Source organism: Campylobacter ureolyticus (assembly GCF_027277485.1).
Taxonomy (GTDB): Bacteria; Campylobacterota; Campylobacteria; order Campylobacterales; family Campylobacteraceae; genus Campylobacter_B; species Campylobacter_B ureolyticus_B.
The window spans coordinates 84312-99250 of the sequence record NZ_JAPXGQ010000006.1; the positions used below are offsets into that span (position 1 = coordinate 84312).

Annotated in this window: 15 protein-coding genes; 13 read left to right on the plus strand and 2 right to left on the minus strand. The window is 28.8% G+C overall.

Going from position 1 to position 14939, the window contains the following annotated elements; genetic code table 11:
* Nucleotides 1-108 precede the first annotated feature (108 nt).
* The 12 genes from O6B72_RS04565 to hypA are packed head-to-tail and all read left to right on the plus strand — an operon-like array spanning nucleotide 109 to nucleotide 12361.
* On the plus strand, nucleotides 109-1260 hold the full coding sequence (locus O6B72_RS04565; RefSeq protein WP_269492356.1) for a hydrogenase small subunit: 1152 nt from the start codon (nucleotides 109-111) through the stop codon (nucleotides 1258-1260).
* Nucleotides 1261-1262: 2 nt separating this feature from the next.
* Complete coding sequence (locus O6B72_RS04570; protein WP_269484717.1) at nucleotides 1263-2981, plus strand: nickel-dependent hydrogenase large subunit; 1719 nt, start codon at nucleotides 1263-1265, stop codon at nucleotides 2979-2981.
* A gap of 12 nt (nucleotides 2982-2993) precedes the next feature.
* Entirely contained in the window at nucleotides 2994-3677 is a 684-nt protein-coding gene (gene cybH, locus O6B72_RS04575; RefSeq protein ID WP_018713092.1) for a Ni/Fe-hydrogenase, b-type cytochrome subunit, read from the plus strand.
* A gap of 1 nt (nucleotide 3678) precedes the next feature.
* Nucleotides 3679-4227, plus strand: coding sequence for a HyaD/HybD family hydrogenase maturation endopeptidase (locus O6B72_RS04580; RefSeq protein ID WP_101636655.1), 549 nt, complete (start codon nucleotides 3679-3681; stop codon nucleotides 4225-4227).
* Nucleotides 4224-5729 (plus strand): hypothetical protein, encoded by a 1506-nt coding sequence (locus O6B72_RS04585; protein ID WP_269484718.1) that lies wholly within the window; start codon nucleotides 4224-4226, stop codon nucleotides 5727-5729. Before O6B72_RS04580 ends, O6B72_RS04585 begins: the two co-directional genes overlap by 4 nt.
* Complete coding sequence (gene hypF, locus O6B72_RS04590; RefSeq protein WP_269492357.1) at nucleotides 5730-7997, plus strand: carbamoyltransferase HypF; 2268 nt, start codon at nucleotides 5730-5732, stop codon at nucleotides 7995-7997.
* Nucleotides 7975-8670, plus strand: coding sequence for a hydrogenase nickel incorporation protein HypB (hypB, locus tag O6B72_RS04595; protein ID WP_016647008.1), 696 nt, complete (start codon nucleotides 7975-7977; stop codon nucleotides 8668-8670). The genes hypF and hypB overlap by 23 nt, the downstream gene beginning before the upstream one ends.
* Nucleotides 8670-8954 carry a HypC/HybG/HupF family hydrogenase formation chaperone gene (locus O6B72_RS04600; RefSeq protein WP_016647009.1) on the plus strand — a complete coding sequence of 95 codons (285 nt, stop codon included), beginning with the start codon at nucleotides 8670-8672 and terminating at the stop codon, nucleotides 8952-8954. Before hypB ends, O6B72_RS04600 begins: the two co-directional genes overlap by 1 nt.
* 3 nt (nucleotides 8955-8957) lie before the next feature.
* Nucleotides 8958-10043 carry a hydrogenase formation protein HypD gene (hypD, locus tag O6B72_RS04605; RefSeq protein ID WP_269492358.1) on the plus strand — a complete coding sequence of 362 codons (1086 nt, stop codon included), beginning with the start codon at nucleotides 8958-8960 and terminating at the stop codon, nucleotides 10041-10043.
* 3 nt (nucleotides 10044-10046) lie between these two features.
* Entirely contained in the window at nucleotides 10047-10958 is a 912-nt protein-coding gene (locus O6B72_RS04610) for a DUF3137 domain-containing protein (protein WP_018713097.1), read from the plus strand.
* A gap of 9 nt (nucleotides 10959-10967) precedes the next feature.
* Entirely contained in the window at nucleotides 10968-11963 is a 996-nt protein-coding gene (hypE, locus tag O6B72_RS04615; RefSeq protein WP_258298471.1) for a hydrogenase expression/formation protein HypE, read from the plus strand.
* A gap of 56 nt (nucleotides 11964-12019) precedes the next feature.
* On the plus strand, nucleotides 12020-12361 hold the full coding sequence (gene hypA / locus O6B72_RS04620) for a hydrogenase maturation nickel metallochaperone HypA (RefSeq protein WP_016647012.1): 342 nt from the start codon (nucleotides 12020-12022) through the stop codon (nucleotides 12359-12361).
* Between the two features lie 663 nt (nucleotides 12362-13024).
* Here hypA and O6B72_RS04625 read toward each other — a convergent pair.
* Together O6B72_RS04625 and O6B72_RS04630 are read right to left on the minus strand one after the other, a co-directional pair.
* Entirely contained in the window at nucleotides 13025-14074 is a 1050-nt protein-coding gene (locus O6B72_RS04625; protein WP_269492359.1) for a DHH family phosphoesterase, read from the minus strand.
* Nucleotides 14071-14469 carry an Rrf2 family transcriptional regulator gene (locus tag O6B72_RS04630; RefSeq protein ID WP_018713100.1) on the minus strand — a complete coding sequence of 133 codons (399 nt, stop codon included), beginning with the start codon at nucleotides 14467-14469 and terminating at the stop codon, nucleotides 14071-14073. Before O6B72_RS04630 ends, O6B72_RS04625 begins: the two co-directional genes overlap by 4 nt.
* A 158-nt stretch (nucleotides 14470-14627) precedes the next feature.
* Here O6B72_RS04630 and rpsO point away from each other — a divergent pair, with 158 nt between their 5' ends.
* Nucleotides 14628-14900 carry a 30S ribosomal protein S15 gene (gene rpsO / locus O6B72_RS04635; RefSeq protein ID WP_016647015.1) on the plus strand — a complete coding sequence of 91 codons (273 nt, stop codon included), beginning with the start codon at nucleotides 14628-14630 and terminating at the stop codon, nucleotides 14898-14900.
* Nucleotides 14901-14939: the final 39 nt, after the last annotated feature.

Here is a 14939-nt window from a genome sequence, read left to right on the forward strand (position 1 = left end):
ATGTTTAAAAATAAAATTTAATTTTATTATTTAAGGTAAAATCTTTTAAATTGTTGTAAAATTGTAAAGATTTAAAAACCGAACATATTTTAAGAAAAAGGAGATGTGATGGTAAAGGATAAGTTATTAGAAAAAATAACTTTAAGGCTTAATGAAGTTGAAAAATTGCCTAAAATAAAGGAAGGCTCTATCATACAGACTCTTGAAGAAAATGGTCTTTCAAGAAGAGATTTTATGAAATGGGCTGGAGCTATGACAGCAACTCTTGGTCTTACTAGTGCTTTTATACCTGCAGTTTCTAAGGCAGCTGAGTTAGCAGATAGACTTCCTGTTATTTGGTTACATATGGCTGAATGTACAGGTTGTAGTGAAAGTTTATTAAGAACAGCAACACCAAGTATTGATAGTTTAATATTTGATTATATTTCACTTGAATATCATGAAACTATAATGTCAGCAAGTGGTTGGCAAGCTGAAGAAAATTTAGAGCAAGCCATAGAAAAATACAAAGGTCAATATATTTTGATGGTTGAGGGTGGAATTCCTGCTGGAACAAGTGAGTATTTTTTAACAGTTGGACCACACGGAACAACTGGTGCAGAGCATTGTAGGATAGCTTCTAAAAATGCTGCAGCTATTTTTGCGATTGGAACCTGTTCAAGCTTTGGTGGTATTCAAGCAGCTTATCCTAATCCAACAAACTCTCAAGCACTTAGCAAGATAGTCAATCAACCAGTTATAAATATACCTGGATGTCCTCCAAGTGAGAAAAATATAGTTGGAAATGTATTGAATTATATACTATTTGGAACACTTCCTGCACTTGATTCATATAATAGACCAAAATGGGCATATAGACTTAGAATTCATGATCTTTGTGAAAGAAGAGGAAGATTTGATGCTGGTGAGTTTGTAGAGCACTTTGGTGATCAAGGCGCAAAAGATGGATACTGCTTATATAAAGTAGGTTGTAAAGGACCATACACATTTAACAACTGTTCACAAGAGAGATTTAACTCTCATACTTCTTGGCCGATACAAGCAGGACATGGCTGTATAGGTTGTTCAGAACCTGATTTTTGGGATACAATGGGGCCACTTGAAGAACCTTTAGCAGATAGATTATATAAAAGTGTTTTTGGTGGACTTGGAGCAGATGCAACAGCTGATAAAATAGGAATAGGTGTTTTAGCAGTTGCAGGAGTTGCTATTGCAGCTCACGCAGCAGTTGGTTCATTTAAGAAAAATAAAGGAGAGTAATAATGAGCGAAAGAATAGTAGTAGATCCAATTACTAGAATAGAAGGACATTTAAGAGTCGAAGTTGTTGTTGATGAAAATAATGTGGTAACTGACGCATACTCAGGCTCAACTCTTTGGAGAGGTCTTGAAACTATAGTAAAAGGAAGAGATCCAAGAGATGCAGGACTTTTTATGCAACGAATTTGTGGAGTTTGTACTTACTCTCATTATAAGGCAGGAATTATAGCAGTTGAAGATGCACTTGGCATAAAACCACCACTAAATGCTGTTTTAACAAGAAGTCTAATGACTAACGCTTTGTTTTTTCATGATCATTGTGTGCATTTTTATCAACTACATGCACTTGATTGGGTTGATGTAGTAAGTGCATTAAGTGCTGATGTGTTTAAAGCTAGCGAAGAAGCTTTTAAATACTGTGAAACTCCTTATGCTTGTGGAGCAGATCATTTAAAGAGCGTTCAAGATAGAGTTAAGAAATTTGTAGATAAGGGAAATTTAGGACCATTTGCAAATGCATATTATGGACATCCTACTTACAAATTTACACCTGAACAAAATTTAATTGCATTAAGCCACTATTTAGAGTGTTTGAGAATTCAAAGAACAGCAGCTGAGCTAATGGCAATATTTGGTGCTAAAAATCCACATCCACAAAGTTTAGTAGTAGGTGGAATTACTTCTGTTATGGATATTTTGAGTCCTTCAAGATTAGGTGAATATTTAACCAAATTTAATGAAGTTGCTGATTTTGTAAATAGAGCATATTATGCAGATATAGTAATGGCTGCAAGAGCTTATGGTAATGAACCAAGCGTTATAAATGATGTTGGAACACCAAATTTATGGTCTCATGAAGAGCTTCCTTATAGTAAAAATGAATTTTTATTTGATAGTGGAATTATTTTAAATGGTGATTTATCAAAAGTTTATGAGCTTGATGAAAGCAAAATAACAGAAGAAGCAACTCATGCTTGGTATAAAAACGATGCCCCTCTTCATCCTTATGAAGGTGCTCAAGATCCAAATTATACAGGATTTAAAACTGAAAAAACAATGAATGCTCAAGGTGAGATGGTTGATACAAAAGTATTTGATATAAAAGGTAAATATAGCTGGATTAAAGCTCCAAGATATGATGGAAAACCTATTCAAGTAGGACCTATAGCAAGTATTTGTGTTAGTTATGCAAAAGGGAATAAATTTGTAGTTCCTATCGTTGATCAATTCTTAAAAGATGCAGGACTTCCATTGGAAGCAGTTTTATCAACTCTTGGAAGAACAGCTTGTCGTATGCTTGAAGCTAAAGTCATTGCAACTCATGGACTTAAAGCATTTAATAATTTAGTTGAAAATATTAAATCAGGCGACACAGAAACTTGTGCTAAATACAAAATTGACAATAAAAAAGAATATAAAGGTCGCTATATAGGAAATGCTCCAAGAGGAGCGTTAAGCCATTGGTGTAGAATTGAAAAAGGTGTTATTAAAAACTGGCAAGCGGTTGTTCCATCAACTTGGAATGCATCTCCAAAAGATAAAGATGGTAAAATGGGATCTTATGAAGCTTGCTTAATTGGTCTTAAAATAGCTGATCTAAAACAACCTCTTGAAATTATAAGAAAAATACACTCATACGATCCATGTATTGCGTGTGCAGTTCATGTGATGGATACTAAGGGAAATGAGCTTGGTGCTTATAAGGTAAATCCTAATATTTAAAGGAGAAATAGTATGAAAAAAGAAAATAAAAGAGTGGCTGAGTATGAATTTAGCATAGGATATCGTTTAAGTCACTGGGTTAGATTTTTTGCTATTATGCTTTTAATAATTAGCGGATATTATATATCTTTTGTGTTTCAAAGCCCAATGGTTAGTGATGAACCTGTGCTATTTTTGCAGGCAAAATGGAGATTTGTTCATATAGTTGCTGGATTTGTAATGATAGCTGCTGTTATTTATAAATCTTATATTTTTATATTTGATAAGATGAGCCACATAGAAAGAGTAAGTATAAAAGACTTTTTAAGCCCTAAGGTTTGGTTTGAGCAGATTAAATATTATCTTTATTTAACAGATGAGCATCCACACTTAAAAGGAGTTTATAATCCTTTGCAATTTATTGCTTATATTATGTTTTATGCGGTAGCTTTTATACTAATACTTACAGGACTTATTTTATATATGCATGTTTATCATCATGGTTTTGGTGGAGCAATTTTCGATATTTTAAGACCTGTTGAAGTATGGATGGGTGGACTTGCAAATGTAAGAGCAATTCATCACATATGCATGAATGTCTTGATAATCTTTATAGTTGCTCATATTTATATGGCTGTATTTAACGCTGTTAAGGGTAGAAATGGCGGAATGGACGCTGTAATAAGCGGCTATAAATTTCCAGAAGAAAATCACTAAAATGAAAATTTTAGTTTTAGGAATAGGAAATGTATTGTACTCCGATGAAGGTATCGGAGTACATTTTGTAAAATTACTTGAAAAAAACTATCAATTTATCTCAAATGAACATGAGATAACTTTTATGGATGGTGGAACATTAGCAAATTTTTTGATGTTTATAATGGCAAAATATGACCATATTTTTTTAGTTGATTGTATTGAGGCTGATGATGGCAAAGTAGGCGATGTCTATTTTTTTAGCTATGATGATATGCCAAAAATGATAAAGTGGAGTGGCTCAGCTCATGAAGTTGAAATGCTTCAAACTTTGCAAATGATGGAATTAGCAGGCGATTTACCATCAACTAAAATCTTAGGTGTTATTCCAAAAAGAGTTGAACCTTTAGCTTTTACTATAAGTGATGAACTTAAAAACTCAGTTAAAGTTATGGAAAAAACTTCTTTAAATTACTTTAAAAGTTTAGGTTTTGAAGTAAAAAAAATCAATGATTTAACCATTCAAGATATAGCAAATGAGTTTGATGAGATAGGAAAAAATAAAATATGATAATAGCTTTTAAATTTAACTATACAAATAAAAATAATTTTTTAGCTTATTTTTTAGAATTTTATGCTAAAAAAAGTTCTTTAAGTTATTCAATCACAAAAGAGGGCGATATTTTAACCCTATTTGTAAAAGGAGAAGAAAAAGATCTTTTAAAATTTAGCGATGAAAGTATGATTTTAATACCAAATTCTATTTTTTTACAAAAAAGCGAAGTTGAAGTAGTAGATGAAATGCCAAATACAAACATTGAAATTCCAAATTCAAGCTTTTCGAATTTAACTCCAAGTGTTGTAAAAAACTATGTAAATCACACCGAAAATTTAAAAAATGAATATAATATCTTTAGTGAAATTTCTATTTTAAAAGATAATGAATTTATCAAAATAGACGAAAAAAATTATAAAGAACTTTTAGAATTTTGTTTTTTAAACTTGCTACATAATAAAACACTACTGTTAAAAGATGGAAATAACAATGAATTATATTTTGAAAGCGGTGTAAATTTTAAAGCAAATTATCTAATGCCAACAAGCTTTAAAAGTATAAGTTCGCTTTTTATAGCAGATGAAAAAAGCTTAATCGCATTATCAAGCTATGAAAAACCACTTATAAATTTAAAGATAAATGCAGTTTTTAGAAAAAATCACGAAAATGCTCCTGCTTTCTTTGATATAAAAGCCGCAAGTGATTTTTTTATATTTGCTCTTTTAGATAGGTTATATGAAGAAAATATTAATTTTGTAAGCGTTAAAAGTCAAATTTTAATTAAAGCATCTGTTTTAGATAATGAAATTTTAGTTACTAATAATAATCTTTTTTTAAGTAGCAATGAAAAACTAATCTTGAAAAAAAACAGATACTCTAATTTATCAAAATTTGGACTTATTTGTGATGAATACAACTCTTTTAATGATAAAAATTTAAATATCTATTTAACTAAATTTGGAATGGATAATATAACCCTTTACCAAAACAATAATTCGATAAATTTTTTAAAATTTAGTGAATTTAAAAGCTATGATGAGATAAAAGAGGCTATAACAAAAGATGAAATAGGAAAAAAACTTTTTGAAAATTTCAATAAAAAATATAATTTTCCAAATGGTGAAATCAATAACTCACAAAGTTTTTATGCTATTTTTGACATCTCTTCAAAAATTTTATTTGGTAAAGATGCATCATATCTAATAACAAATGCAAAAGATTTTATTGGAAAAAAAGGTCCGAGTATTGACTACCTTATATCAAATTCTAAATTTGATACTATAAAACTTATAAAAAGTGCAATGAGTTTTAAACTTGCTGGAGTAAGTGATAAAATTCTATCTTTTGGTATAGTTCAAAGTTTGGCTTATTTTTTAAGTGATTTTAGTGATGATTTAGAATTTGACAATGCTTTTTTAACCGGTGATTTATTTGAAGAAAGATTGATTTCAAATTTAATTTTAAATGTTTTTAGTAAAAATAAAAGTGTAAAATTTAGTAAATATTTTGGAGTTTAAATGTGCTATAAATTTAGCATTTTTGGCTTAGTTCAAGGTGTTGGTTTTAGACCTTTTGTTTATTCTTTAGCTTTAAAGCATAAGCTTTTTGGCGAAGTTTATAACGATAGCCAAGGTGTTAAAATTTTTTTGTCAGGCAATGAAAATAGCATTTTAGATTTTGAACATGAGTTAAAAACAAATCTTCCACCACTTGCTAGGATAGATAAGATAATAAAAACTAAAATTTCAGGAATTTCTTACAATGATTTTAAGATAACATCTTCAAAAAATACTTCTAAATTTAGTCCAATTTTGCCTGATTTTGCAATTTGCAATGACTGTAAAAGTGAATTTTATGATAAAAATAGCAGATTTTTTCATTATCCTTTTATAAACTGCACAAATTGTGGACCAAGACAATCTATCATAAAAAAACTTCCTTATGATAGAGCAAATACAACAATGAGCAAATTTAAAATGTGTCAAACTTGCCAAAACGAGTATGAAAATCCACTAAATCGTCGTTTTCACGCTCAACCAATTAGCTGCGAGAAATGCGGTGTAAGCTTAATCTTAAAAGATAATCAAGCCAAAATTTTAGATAAAAATGATTTTGAAAACTTAGCTAAAAAAGTAGCAAATTTGCTAGAAAATGGAGCTATTTTTGCTATAAAAGGTCTTGGCGGATTTCACTTAGTTTGTGACGCATTTAACAAAAACTCCATACAAAAACTAAGAGAGTTAAAACATCGTCCTAAAAAACCGTTTGCTATAATGTGCAAAGATTTAAAAATGGCTTTAGAAATAGCTGAAATTTCGCAAAAAGAAGCAGAAATTTTAGAAAGTGAAATAAAACCAATTGTTATTTTAAAACTTAAAAACTCATCAAAAATTCCATCAAATTTAGCTCCAAATTTGGATAAAATCGGTATTTTTTTAGCCCCAACTGGACTAAATTTACTTATTTTTGAGTATTTTAAAAACCCAATTATCGCAACTAGTGCAAATTTAAGTGGCGAACCTATAATTTCAAATGAAAATAACCTTTATAAAAAACTTGGAAATGTTTTTGATTATGTGCTTGATAATGATAGAGAAATTTTAAATCCAAGCGATGATAGTATAGTACAAATTATAGATGAAAAAGCTTTTTATCTTCGCACAAGTAGGGGTATAAATCCAAAGATTTTTCTAACAAATTTCAAAGTCAAAGGCACATTTTTAGCCATCGGAAGCGAACTAAAAAACCAATTTGTTATATATAAAAACTCTCAAATTTTTATATCTGCATATATTGGAGATCTTAAAAATGTTGCAACATTTGAACGTTTTAAAAAAATGCTTGATCTTTTTATAAAAAGTTATGATTTAAAATTTGATGCAGTTATAGCTGATAAACATCCAAGCTTTTTACACACAAAATATTTTAAAGAAAAAGGTTATAAAATTTATAATATCCAGCATCATTATGCGCATTTGATTTCTAATTTATATGAAAATTTCAGTGATGATTTAACAAAATCAAATAAAAATTCAGATAAACAATATTTGGGATTTTGTTTTGATGGCACAGGATATGGGGATAACGCTAAAATTTGGGGTGGTGAAGTTTTTATTTTTAATGGATATAAATATAGTAGAAAATACCATTTTGATGAGTTTTTACTCCTTGGTGGTGATAAAAGCATAAAAGAAATTTATCGCTTAGCTTATGCAATTTTTAAAAAATATGATATTGATACAAAATTATTAAATATTGAGCCAAAATTAGAAAAAAAGTTAAATTTAATTTACACAAAAGAGATAAACTCATATTATACTTCATCACTTGGCAGAGTTTTTGATGCATTTTATTCGCTTATTTTTGGAGTAAGCAAGATAAGCTATGATGCACAAGCTGGCATGATAATGGAGAAATTTTATGATAAGAGTTGTAAAGAAAGTTATAAATTTGAAATTGAAAATGAAAAAATAATATTTAAAGATGCTTTTTTAAATGCTTTAAAAGAAAGCGATAAAAAAGTTTCTATAAGTAAGTTTATAAATGGCTTAGTGGATTTGATTATTAAAATTTCAATAAAAGAAAAACTTGATGTAATATTAAGTGGTGGAGTTTTTCAAAATAAAATTTTAGTTGAAATTTTAATAGCCAAATTGAAAGAAAATGGGATAAAATACTATTTTAATCAAACTTATCCTACAAATGATAGTGGAATTGCCTTAGGGCAGATGATTTGGTTTTTACTAAATAAAGGAGAAAACTATGTGCAAAGATTGCGGTTGTGAAAGTCACAAACATAACGAAGATACAAAATCAACTGTTGAAGTTGTATCTAAAATTTTATCTAAGAATGACAAAGAAGCAGACCATAACAGAGCTCACCTTGATGAAAAAGGGATATTTTGCATAAATTTAATGAGTAGTCCAGGAGCTGGAAAAACAACACTTTTAGAAAATACAATTAAAAAAAGCAAATTTAAAATAGGTGTTGTTGAAGGAGATTTAGAAACTAACCGTGATGCCGATAGAATCATAAAAGCAGGTGCATCAGCATATCAAATCACAACAGGGCAGGGTTGTCACCTAGATGCAGTTATGGTACATGAAGGACTTCATCACTTGCCACTTGAAAATTTAAATCTAGTTTTTGTAGAAAATGTAGGAAATTTAGTTTGTCCTGCAAGCTATGATGTTGGATCTCACATAAATGTAGTACTTTTAAGCTCACCAGAGGGAAGTGATAAAGTTGAAAAATATCCTGTTATGTTTAGAGCTGCAGATTTAGTTATCATAACAAAATCAAGTGTTAAAAAATATTTTAACTTTGATACAAAAGAGGTTATTAACTCAGTTAGAAAGCTTAATCCAAAAGCTGATATTATTGAACTTGACAGTGTTACTGGTGAGGGCTTTGAAAAATGGCTTGATTATCTGAAATTTAAAATGGAGTTTAGATAATGTGTCTTAGCATACCATCAAAAGTTTTAGAAGTAGATGAAAACAACTTTGCTACAGTTGAAACTTTAGGCGTTAAAAGAGGTGTTAGTTTAGATCTTATTGGCGAGCCTGTAAAACCAGGCGAATATGTTTTAATCCATGTTGGCTTTGCAATGGAAAAAATAGATACAAAAGCAGCTCTTGAAAGTTTGGAGTTTTATAAAAAAATTGCAAAAGAGATGGAAGATGGGACAATTGATCAAAGTGATGGTGATATGGGACTATCAAATATGAAAATAGAGTAAAAAATGGATTTAATAAACGACTTTAGAGATAAAACTCATATTTTAAATTTATCAAAACTAATAATTGAAAATTCAAAAAAACCACTTAATATAATGGAAATTTGTGGTGGGCACACACACTCTATAATGAAATTTGGTATTGATAAATTAGTCGGAGAAAATATAAAATTTATCCACGGCCCTGGATGTCCAGTTTGTGTTATGCCTCGTCATAGTATTGATGAGGCCATAAAGCTTGCCTCTATGAAAGATATCATTTTTACAACATTGGCTGATATGTTAAGAGTGCCAGGAAGTTATACAACTCTTGCCAAACAAAGGGCCAAAGGTCATGATATAAGAGCTTTATATTCTCCACTTGATGTGATAAATATAGCATTAAAAAATCCAGATAAAAATGTGATATTTTTTGCTATTGGTTTTGAAACAACTACACCAATGAGTGCAGTTGTCATAGAAAAAGCAATAAATTTAAATCTTAAAAATCTTTTTTTTCATATAAATCATGTTACCGTTCCAGCACCAGTTAAAGCTCTTTTAGATGATGAAAATGTAAAAATTGATGCATTTTTAGGACCAAGTCATGTAAGTGTTATAATTGGTTCAAAACCATACGAAGATATTGCAAAAACTTATAAAAAACCAATTGCCATAAGTGGATTTGAGCCACTTGATATAATGGATTCTATTTTAAATTTAGTTAAACAATTTAATGAAAATAAATTTGAAGTTTATAACGAATACAACCGAGTTGTTAAGCCAAACGGGAATGAAAAAGCTATAAATTTAATAAATAAATATTTCAAAAAAGTGGATTTTGAGTGGAGAGGACTTGGAGTTATACCAAAAAGTGGACTCGATCTAAAAGATGAGTTTGATTTTTTAAATGCAAGGAAAATTTTTGATTGTAGTGTTGAGAGCAAGTCTGAAAACAGAGCCTGTATTTGTGGTGAAATTTTAAGGGGGTTGAAAAATCCACCTGATTGTAAAGTATTTGGAAAGGTTTGCAATCCACAAAACCCACTTGGTTCTTGTATGGTTTCAAGCGAGGGAGCATGTGCGGCTTATTATAAATATAAAAGAGGGTAAAAAGTGGAAGAGCTAGAAAGAAAACAAATACTAAAAAAAGCCATTTTAAATTATAGGCTTTTTTTTGTTTTAGTTCCAGCTTTTTTATTTTTATTTTTTTTGATATTTGAAATTTTTAGTGAGTATTTTCCTGATATTAAAGAGAAATACCCAGAAGCAAATTTGCTTTTTTTAGCCTATTTTCCTTTGTTTTTTATAGCGTTGTTTTTTTTAAATAGGTATTTAAATTATTTAAAAAAACAAAATATAAAATTTGAAAATTATATAAAAGAAAAACTAGTTTCAAAATTTTTAAAAAACTATACTTATAACCCAGCAGATGGTTTCGGAAGTAATTTTATAAATAGTGTAGAAATTTATGCTCATTATGACTTTGCAACTCATGATTTAGTAAAAGGTTTTCATAAAGATACAAAATTTGAGTTTTGTATAGCAGAAACTTGTGAAAATTATACTAGCGTGGGTGGTGATTTTGGAAAGTTAATAAATGGCTTAAAAAAAATGAAGTATGAATTATCAAAATTTACAGGTGTTATTTTGGGTTTTGTGATAGATAAAAATTTTAAATCAAAAACAATAATTGTTGATAAATCCTACAACACAAAAATAAATGGGAAAAAAGAAATTTTTGATAATAGCACTTTTAATGACGAGTTTAGAATATTTAGCGACGATGCTGTAGAAGCTAGGTATTTGCTTAGTTTTTTGGATATGGAAAAAATAGTAAATTTTCAAAACACAATAGGAGCAGGGCAGGCAAGCTATGCTTTTATAAATGGGAAATTTTATATTTTTTTAAATAATTATCATTTTAGTTATAACCCATCTTTATTTTTTGAAGTAAATGAAAAAGATGCGATAAATTTCGCACAAAATATAAAAAAAGTGATAAGTTTTATAGATTATTTTAAATAGGAGTAAATTTTGAAAGAACAAATTCTTTTAAGTCACGGTGGTGGCGGTGAAGAGATGAATGCTTTGATAAATGATATAATTTTCAAAGCCTTTGATAATGAAATTTTAAAAAGTGCAAACGATGCGGCAATTTTAAAATTTAACTCTTTAAATTTAGCTTTTACAACTGATAGTTTTGTTGTAACACCACTATTTTTTAGTGGTGGAGATATCGGTAAGATAGCTATTTGTGGCACTGTAAATGACCTTGCTATGGTTGGAGCAAAACCACTTTATCTAAGTTGTGGTTTTATAATAGAAGAGGGTTTTAGCATAAAAGACTTCAAGCAAATTTTAAACTCAATGAGCACAACTGCAAAAGAAGCAGGAGTTTTTATAGTTTGTGGTGACACAAAAGTAGTTCCAAAGGGTAAATGCGATGGTATTTTTATAAATACAAGTGGTGTTGGAGAGATCATAAAACCAATTAATACTGCAAATTTAAAAGCACCAGCTAAAATTTTAGTAAGTTCTGATATCGCTAGACATGGAAGTGTGATAATGCAAGCAAGAGATGAGCTTGGTTTTGAAAGTCAGCTTAAAAGTGATTGTAAGCCGCTAAATTTAATAGTTGAAAAAATTCTAAACTCTGGAATTACACCGTTAGCGATGAGAGATGCCACAAGAGGTGGAATAAGTGCGGTTTTAAACGAGTGGGCGAAATTTTGTAAAATTGGCATTAAGATCAAAGAATCGGCGATAAAAATAAGCGATGAAGTTAAAGGGATTTGTGAAATTTTAGGCTTTGAACCGTATGATTTAGCAAATGAGGGAACTTTTGTTTTGGCAGTTTGTGAAAAAGAGGCTCCAAAATGTTTAGAAATTTTACGCGAATTTGATAAAAATGCAAATATCATAGGAGAAGTTATAGAAAATGAAGAAAATAGGGTGATTTTAGAAACACTTTATGGAGTTGAGAGATTTTTAGAACCACCAAAAGGTGAGTTACTTCCTAGAATTTGTTAAATTTGAAATTTTTATTTATAAATTTGCAAAATATATAAGACTTTAAAAGGAAAAATATGCATGAGCTTTCAATAGTAATTGATTTAGTTGCACTTTGCGAAGAAAATTTAAGAAAAAATAATAAGAACAAAATAGAAGAAGTTCATCTTAAAATAGGGCGTTTAAGTGGTGTTGAACCACATCTTTTAAAAAGTGCTTATGAAGTTTATCAAAAAGATACAGTCTGTAAAGATGCAAAACTCATTATAAATTTGCAAGATGTCGTTGTTAAGTGTAATAAATGCGGAAAAGAAAGCGTGCTTAATAAAAATGAGTTTTTATGCCCAAAATGTGGCTCAAATGACCTTGAAGTGCTTGATGGCGAAGATATGTATTTAATGCAGCTGGTTATGTCATAAATAGGACTTAATAGCTTTTTTACTTCTAGGATATTTTTTTAATACAATAAATGATCTTATTTTCATCCTTATAATTTTTTCTTTTTTATTTATAAAATTTTACAACCATTAAATTTATTAATAGGGCAGAGCCCTTATTATATTTTTCTCATATATTAGATTTCATATTAATATTATTGCATTTTTCATCATTTTCTTATTTTTAAAAAATGCTTTATTATACTTTTGCATAAAAATCAACTTGAAAACCAAAATACACATTTTATTGCATTATTATTTATGGATAAGTTTTAAATTTTCAAAAAGTAAAGTATGGAAATGACTATATATCGTTGTTTAGCAAGGTTTTATTTTGCCAGGGGATTTTAATTTATAAAAGTTTGAAAATTACAGTTTTCAATACAAAATATTAAAATTACTTTGTATTTATCTTTTTATCATAGTTTTTTTAGCTTTATATTTAGTATGTTTTTATGTATTTTTTAATTTTGTTTTTAATCCGCTTTAAAACCGTTTTATTTGCATAAGTTATATTATTTATTGTGTTTTTGCTTTTCAGAGAGCTTGATGTAATTATAAAATTAAGTATGTAGAAAAAAAAGATTAAATATTGGTAGCTAAATTTTAAAGTAAATTAATTCTACCAATATTTTTATTACTAAATTAAGCTAAAGAAGTTTTTTTAGAAATTAAATCAGTTATTTGATCTTTTATGGATTGGTAATTATAGCCGTCTTTAAATCCAGCATAAAATCCACCACTTGCATTTACATGCCCTCCTCCACCGACTAAGTCTTTAGCCATTTGACTTACATCCGCATTTCCATTTGCACGAAAGCTCAATGTTTTTTTAGAAGTAACATCTATAAAAAAGTCAATATCAGGATTTTGCACTAAAAAATCATTTCCTATGATTGAAGTATTTCCGATATTATATGTCAGAATGCCTTTTTTATCCAAATATGATATTTCAAATTTTTCTCTATCAGCACTAAGTTTTTCGACTATAAATTTAGATATCAAATTACTAAGTGTGTCATCATTTTGCTTTTTGAAATACTCTTTTTTTATTTTATGTAAAGTCTCATCAAGTGCAATATGACCGTTATCTTGATCGAAAAAAGTCTGTGATTTATCTAAAAGATAAAATATATACTCTCTACTATTTTCATCAAACATTATCTTATTTATCTCTTTTGCTCCACTTACTACACCCATGCAAACCTTACCCATTTCAAACCAATGATTGTCTTTTAGCCAGATATCAACAGCATTGACAACATTTACAAACTTAAAAAGCCTATCATCTTCACCATATAATTTACTAAAAAAATCATAAGTTATAAGAGTTGCACATCTTGAACTATCCATTAAATACCAAGGAAATTTTTTAGAGCACTCAAGTCCAGTTTGATGATGATCAAGTAAAAAAATAGTTGAATTTTTATCTTTTAATGCATTTTCAAATTTTTCGCACTGTTGTAGACTTAAATTTAAATCTGTAATTAAAACAATTGATTTTTCATAAATTTTTTCATTATTTTCATTAACTTTAGCACTGTTTTCTATTAAATTTAAAATCTCTTCAAATTTAGCCTCTATTTCTCTTCCATAGTTGGAATTAAAAAATAAAATATCCTTAAAATAATGTTTTGTAACTAACTGTGCTCCATATCCGTCTAAATCTGTGTGTGATAAATGGTAAATTTTCATATTTTCTCTTTTATTATGTCTTTTAAAAAAATTGTTTCTAAGAAGTCATCTACTTGGTTTTGAAGAGTATTAAAAGTATTCCAAATTTGGCAATTATCACTTTTTTCACACTCATCTTTTGATTTCGAACACTCAAAAACGCTTCCTGCATGCTTCTCGGTTTTGGAAATTATCTCTTTTAGATTAAAATCTTCCTTTGCTAGCATAAAACCACCGTTTGCACCTTTATATGAAACTAAAATTCCAGCTTTTGCTAAATTTTGCAGTATTTTAGCTAAAAAGCTTTTTGAAATATCAAGCTCCTTTGATATAGTATCTACATCTTGTGGGCTATCTTTTTTAGCTATAAATATAAGTGAAAGCAGTGCATACTCGCTGGCTTTTGTAAAAAGCATCCAAACTCCTTAAAAAAATATATTGCTATTTTAGTAAGTTTTAGCTATTAATAAGTTTAAATAAGCAAATTTTAATTATTTTTTATAAAATAAGCTTGATTTTATTTTTTTTAGGTATCATTAAGACTCATTTTAATTTAACCAGTCAGGAGGTCATTATGGCTTTGGATTCGGCAAAGAAATCAGAAATAGTTGCGAAATTCGCTAAAAAAGAGAACGATACAGGTTCAACAGAAGTTCAAATAGCACTTTTAACAGCTAGAATACAAGAACTTACTTCTCACTTACAAGATAATCCTAAGGATTTCTCATCAAGACTTGGTCTTTTGAAAATTGTAAGCAGAAGAAAAAAGCTTATGAAATATCTAAAAGATAAAGATTACGATAGATATACAAAAATTGTATCTGAGCTTGGTTTAAGAGATAGATAAATTTTATAGCCCTATTTTGGGCTATTTTTTAAATTTTAG

Bases quoted from the DNA above. Each gene is read 5' to 3' on its own strand.
- O6B72_RS04565 (WP_269492356.1), top strand. From the start codon at position 109: ATGGTAAAGGATAAGTTATTAGAAAAAATAACTTTAAGGCTTAATGAA.
- O6B72_RS04570 (WP_269484717.1), top strand. From the start codon at position 1,263: ATGAGCGAAAGAATAGTAGTAGATCCAATTACTAGAATAGAAGGACAT.
- cybH (WP_018713092.1), top strand. From the start codon at position 2,994: ATGAAAAAAGAAAATAAAAGAGTGGCTGAGTATGAATTTAGCATAGGA.
- O6B72_RS04580 (WP_101636655.1), top strand. From the start codon at position 3,679: ATGAAAATTTTAGTTTTAGGAATAGGAAATGTATTGTACTCCGATGAA.
- O6B72_RS04585 (WP_269484718.1), top strand. From the start codon at position 4,224: ATGATAATAGCTTTTAAATTTAACTATACAAATAAAAATAATTTTTTA.
- hypF (WP_269492357.1), top strand. From the start codon at position 5,730: ATGTGCTATAAATTTAGCATTTTTGGCTTAGTTCAAGGTGTTGGTTTT.
- hypB (WP_016647008.1), top strand. From the start codon at position 7,975: ATGTGCAAAGATTGCGGTTGTGAAAGTCACAAACATAACGAAGATACA.
- O6B72_RS04600 (WP_016647009.1), top strand. From the start codon at position 8,670: ATGTGTCTTAGCATACCATCAAAAGTTTTAGAAGTAGATGAAAACAAC.
- hypD (WP_269492358.1), top strand. From the start codon at position 8,958: ATGGATTTAATAAACGACTTTAGAGATAAAACTCATATTTTAAATTTA.
- hypA (WP_016647012.1), top strand. From the start codon at position 12,020: ATGCATGAGCTTTCAATAGTAATTGATTTAGTTGCACTTTGCGAAGAA.
- O6B72_RS04625 (WP_269492359.1), bottom strand. From the start codon at position 14,074: ATGAAAATTTACCATTTATCACACACAGATTTAGACGGATATGGAGCA.
- O6B72_RS04630 (WP_018713100.1), bottom strand. From the start codon at position 14,469: ATGCTTTTTACAAAAGCCAGCGAGTATGCACTGCTTTCACTTATATTT.
- rpsO (WP_016647015.1), top strand. From the start codon at position 14,628: ATGGCTTTGGATTCGGCAAAGAAATCAGAAATAGTTGCGAAATTCGCT.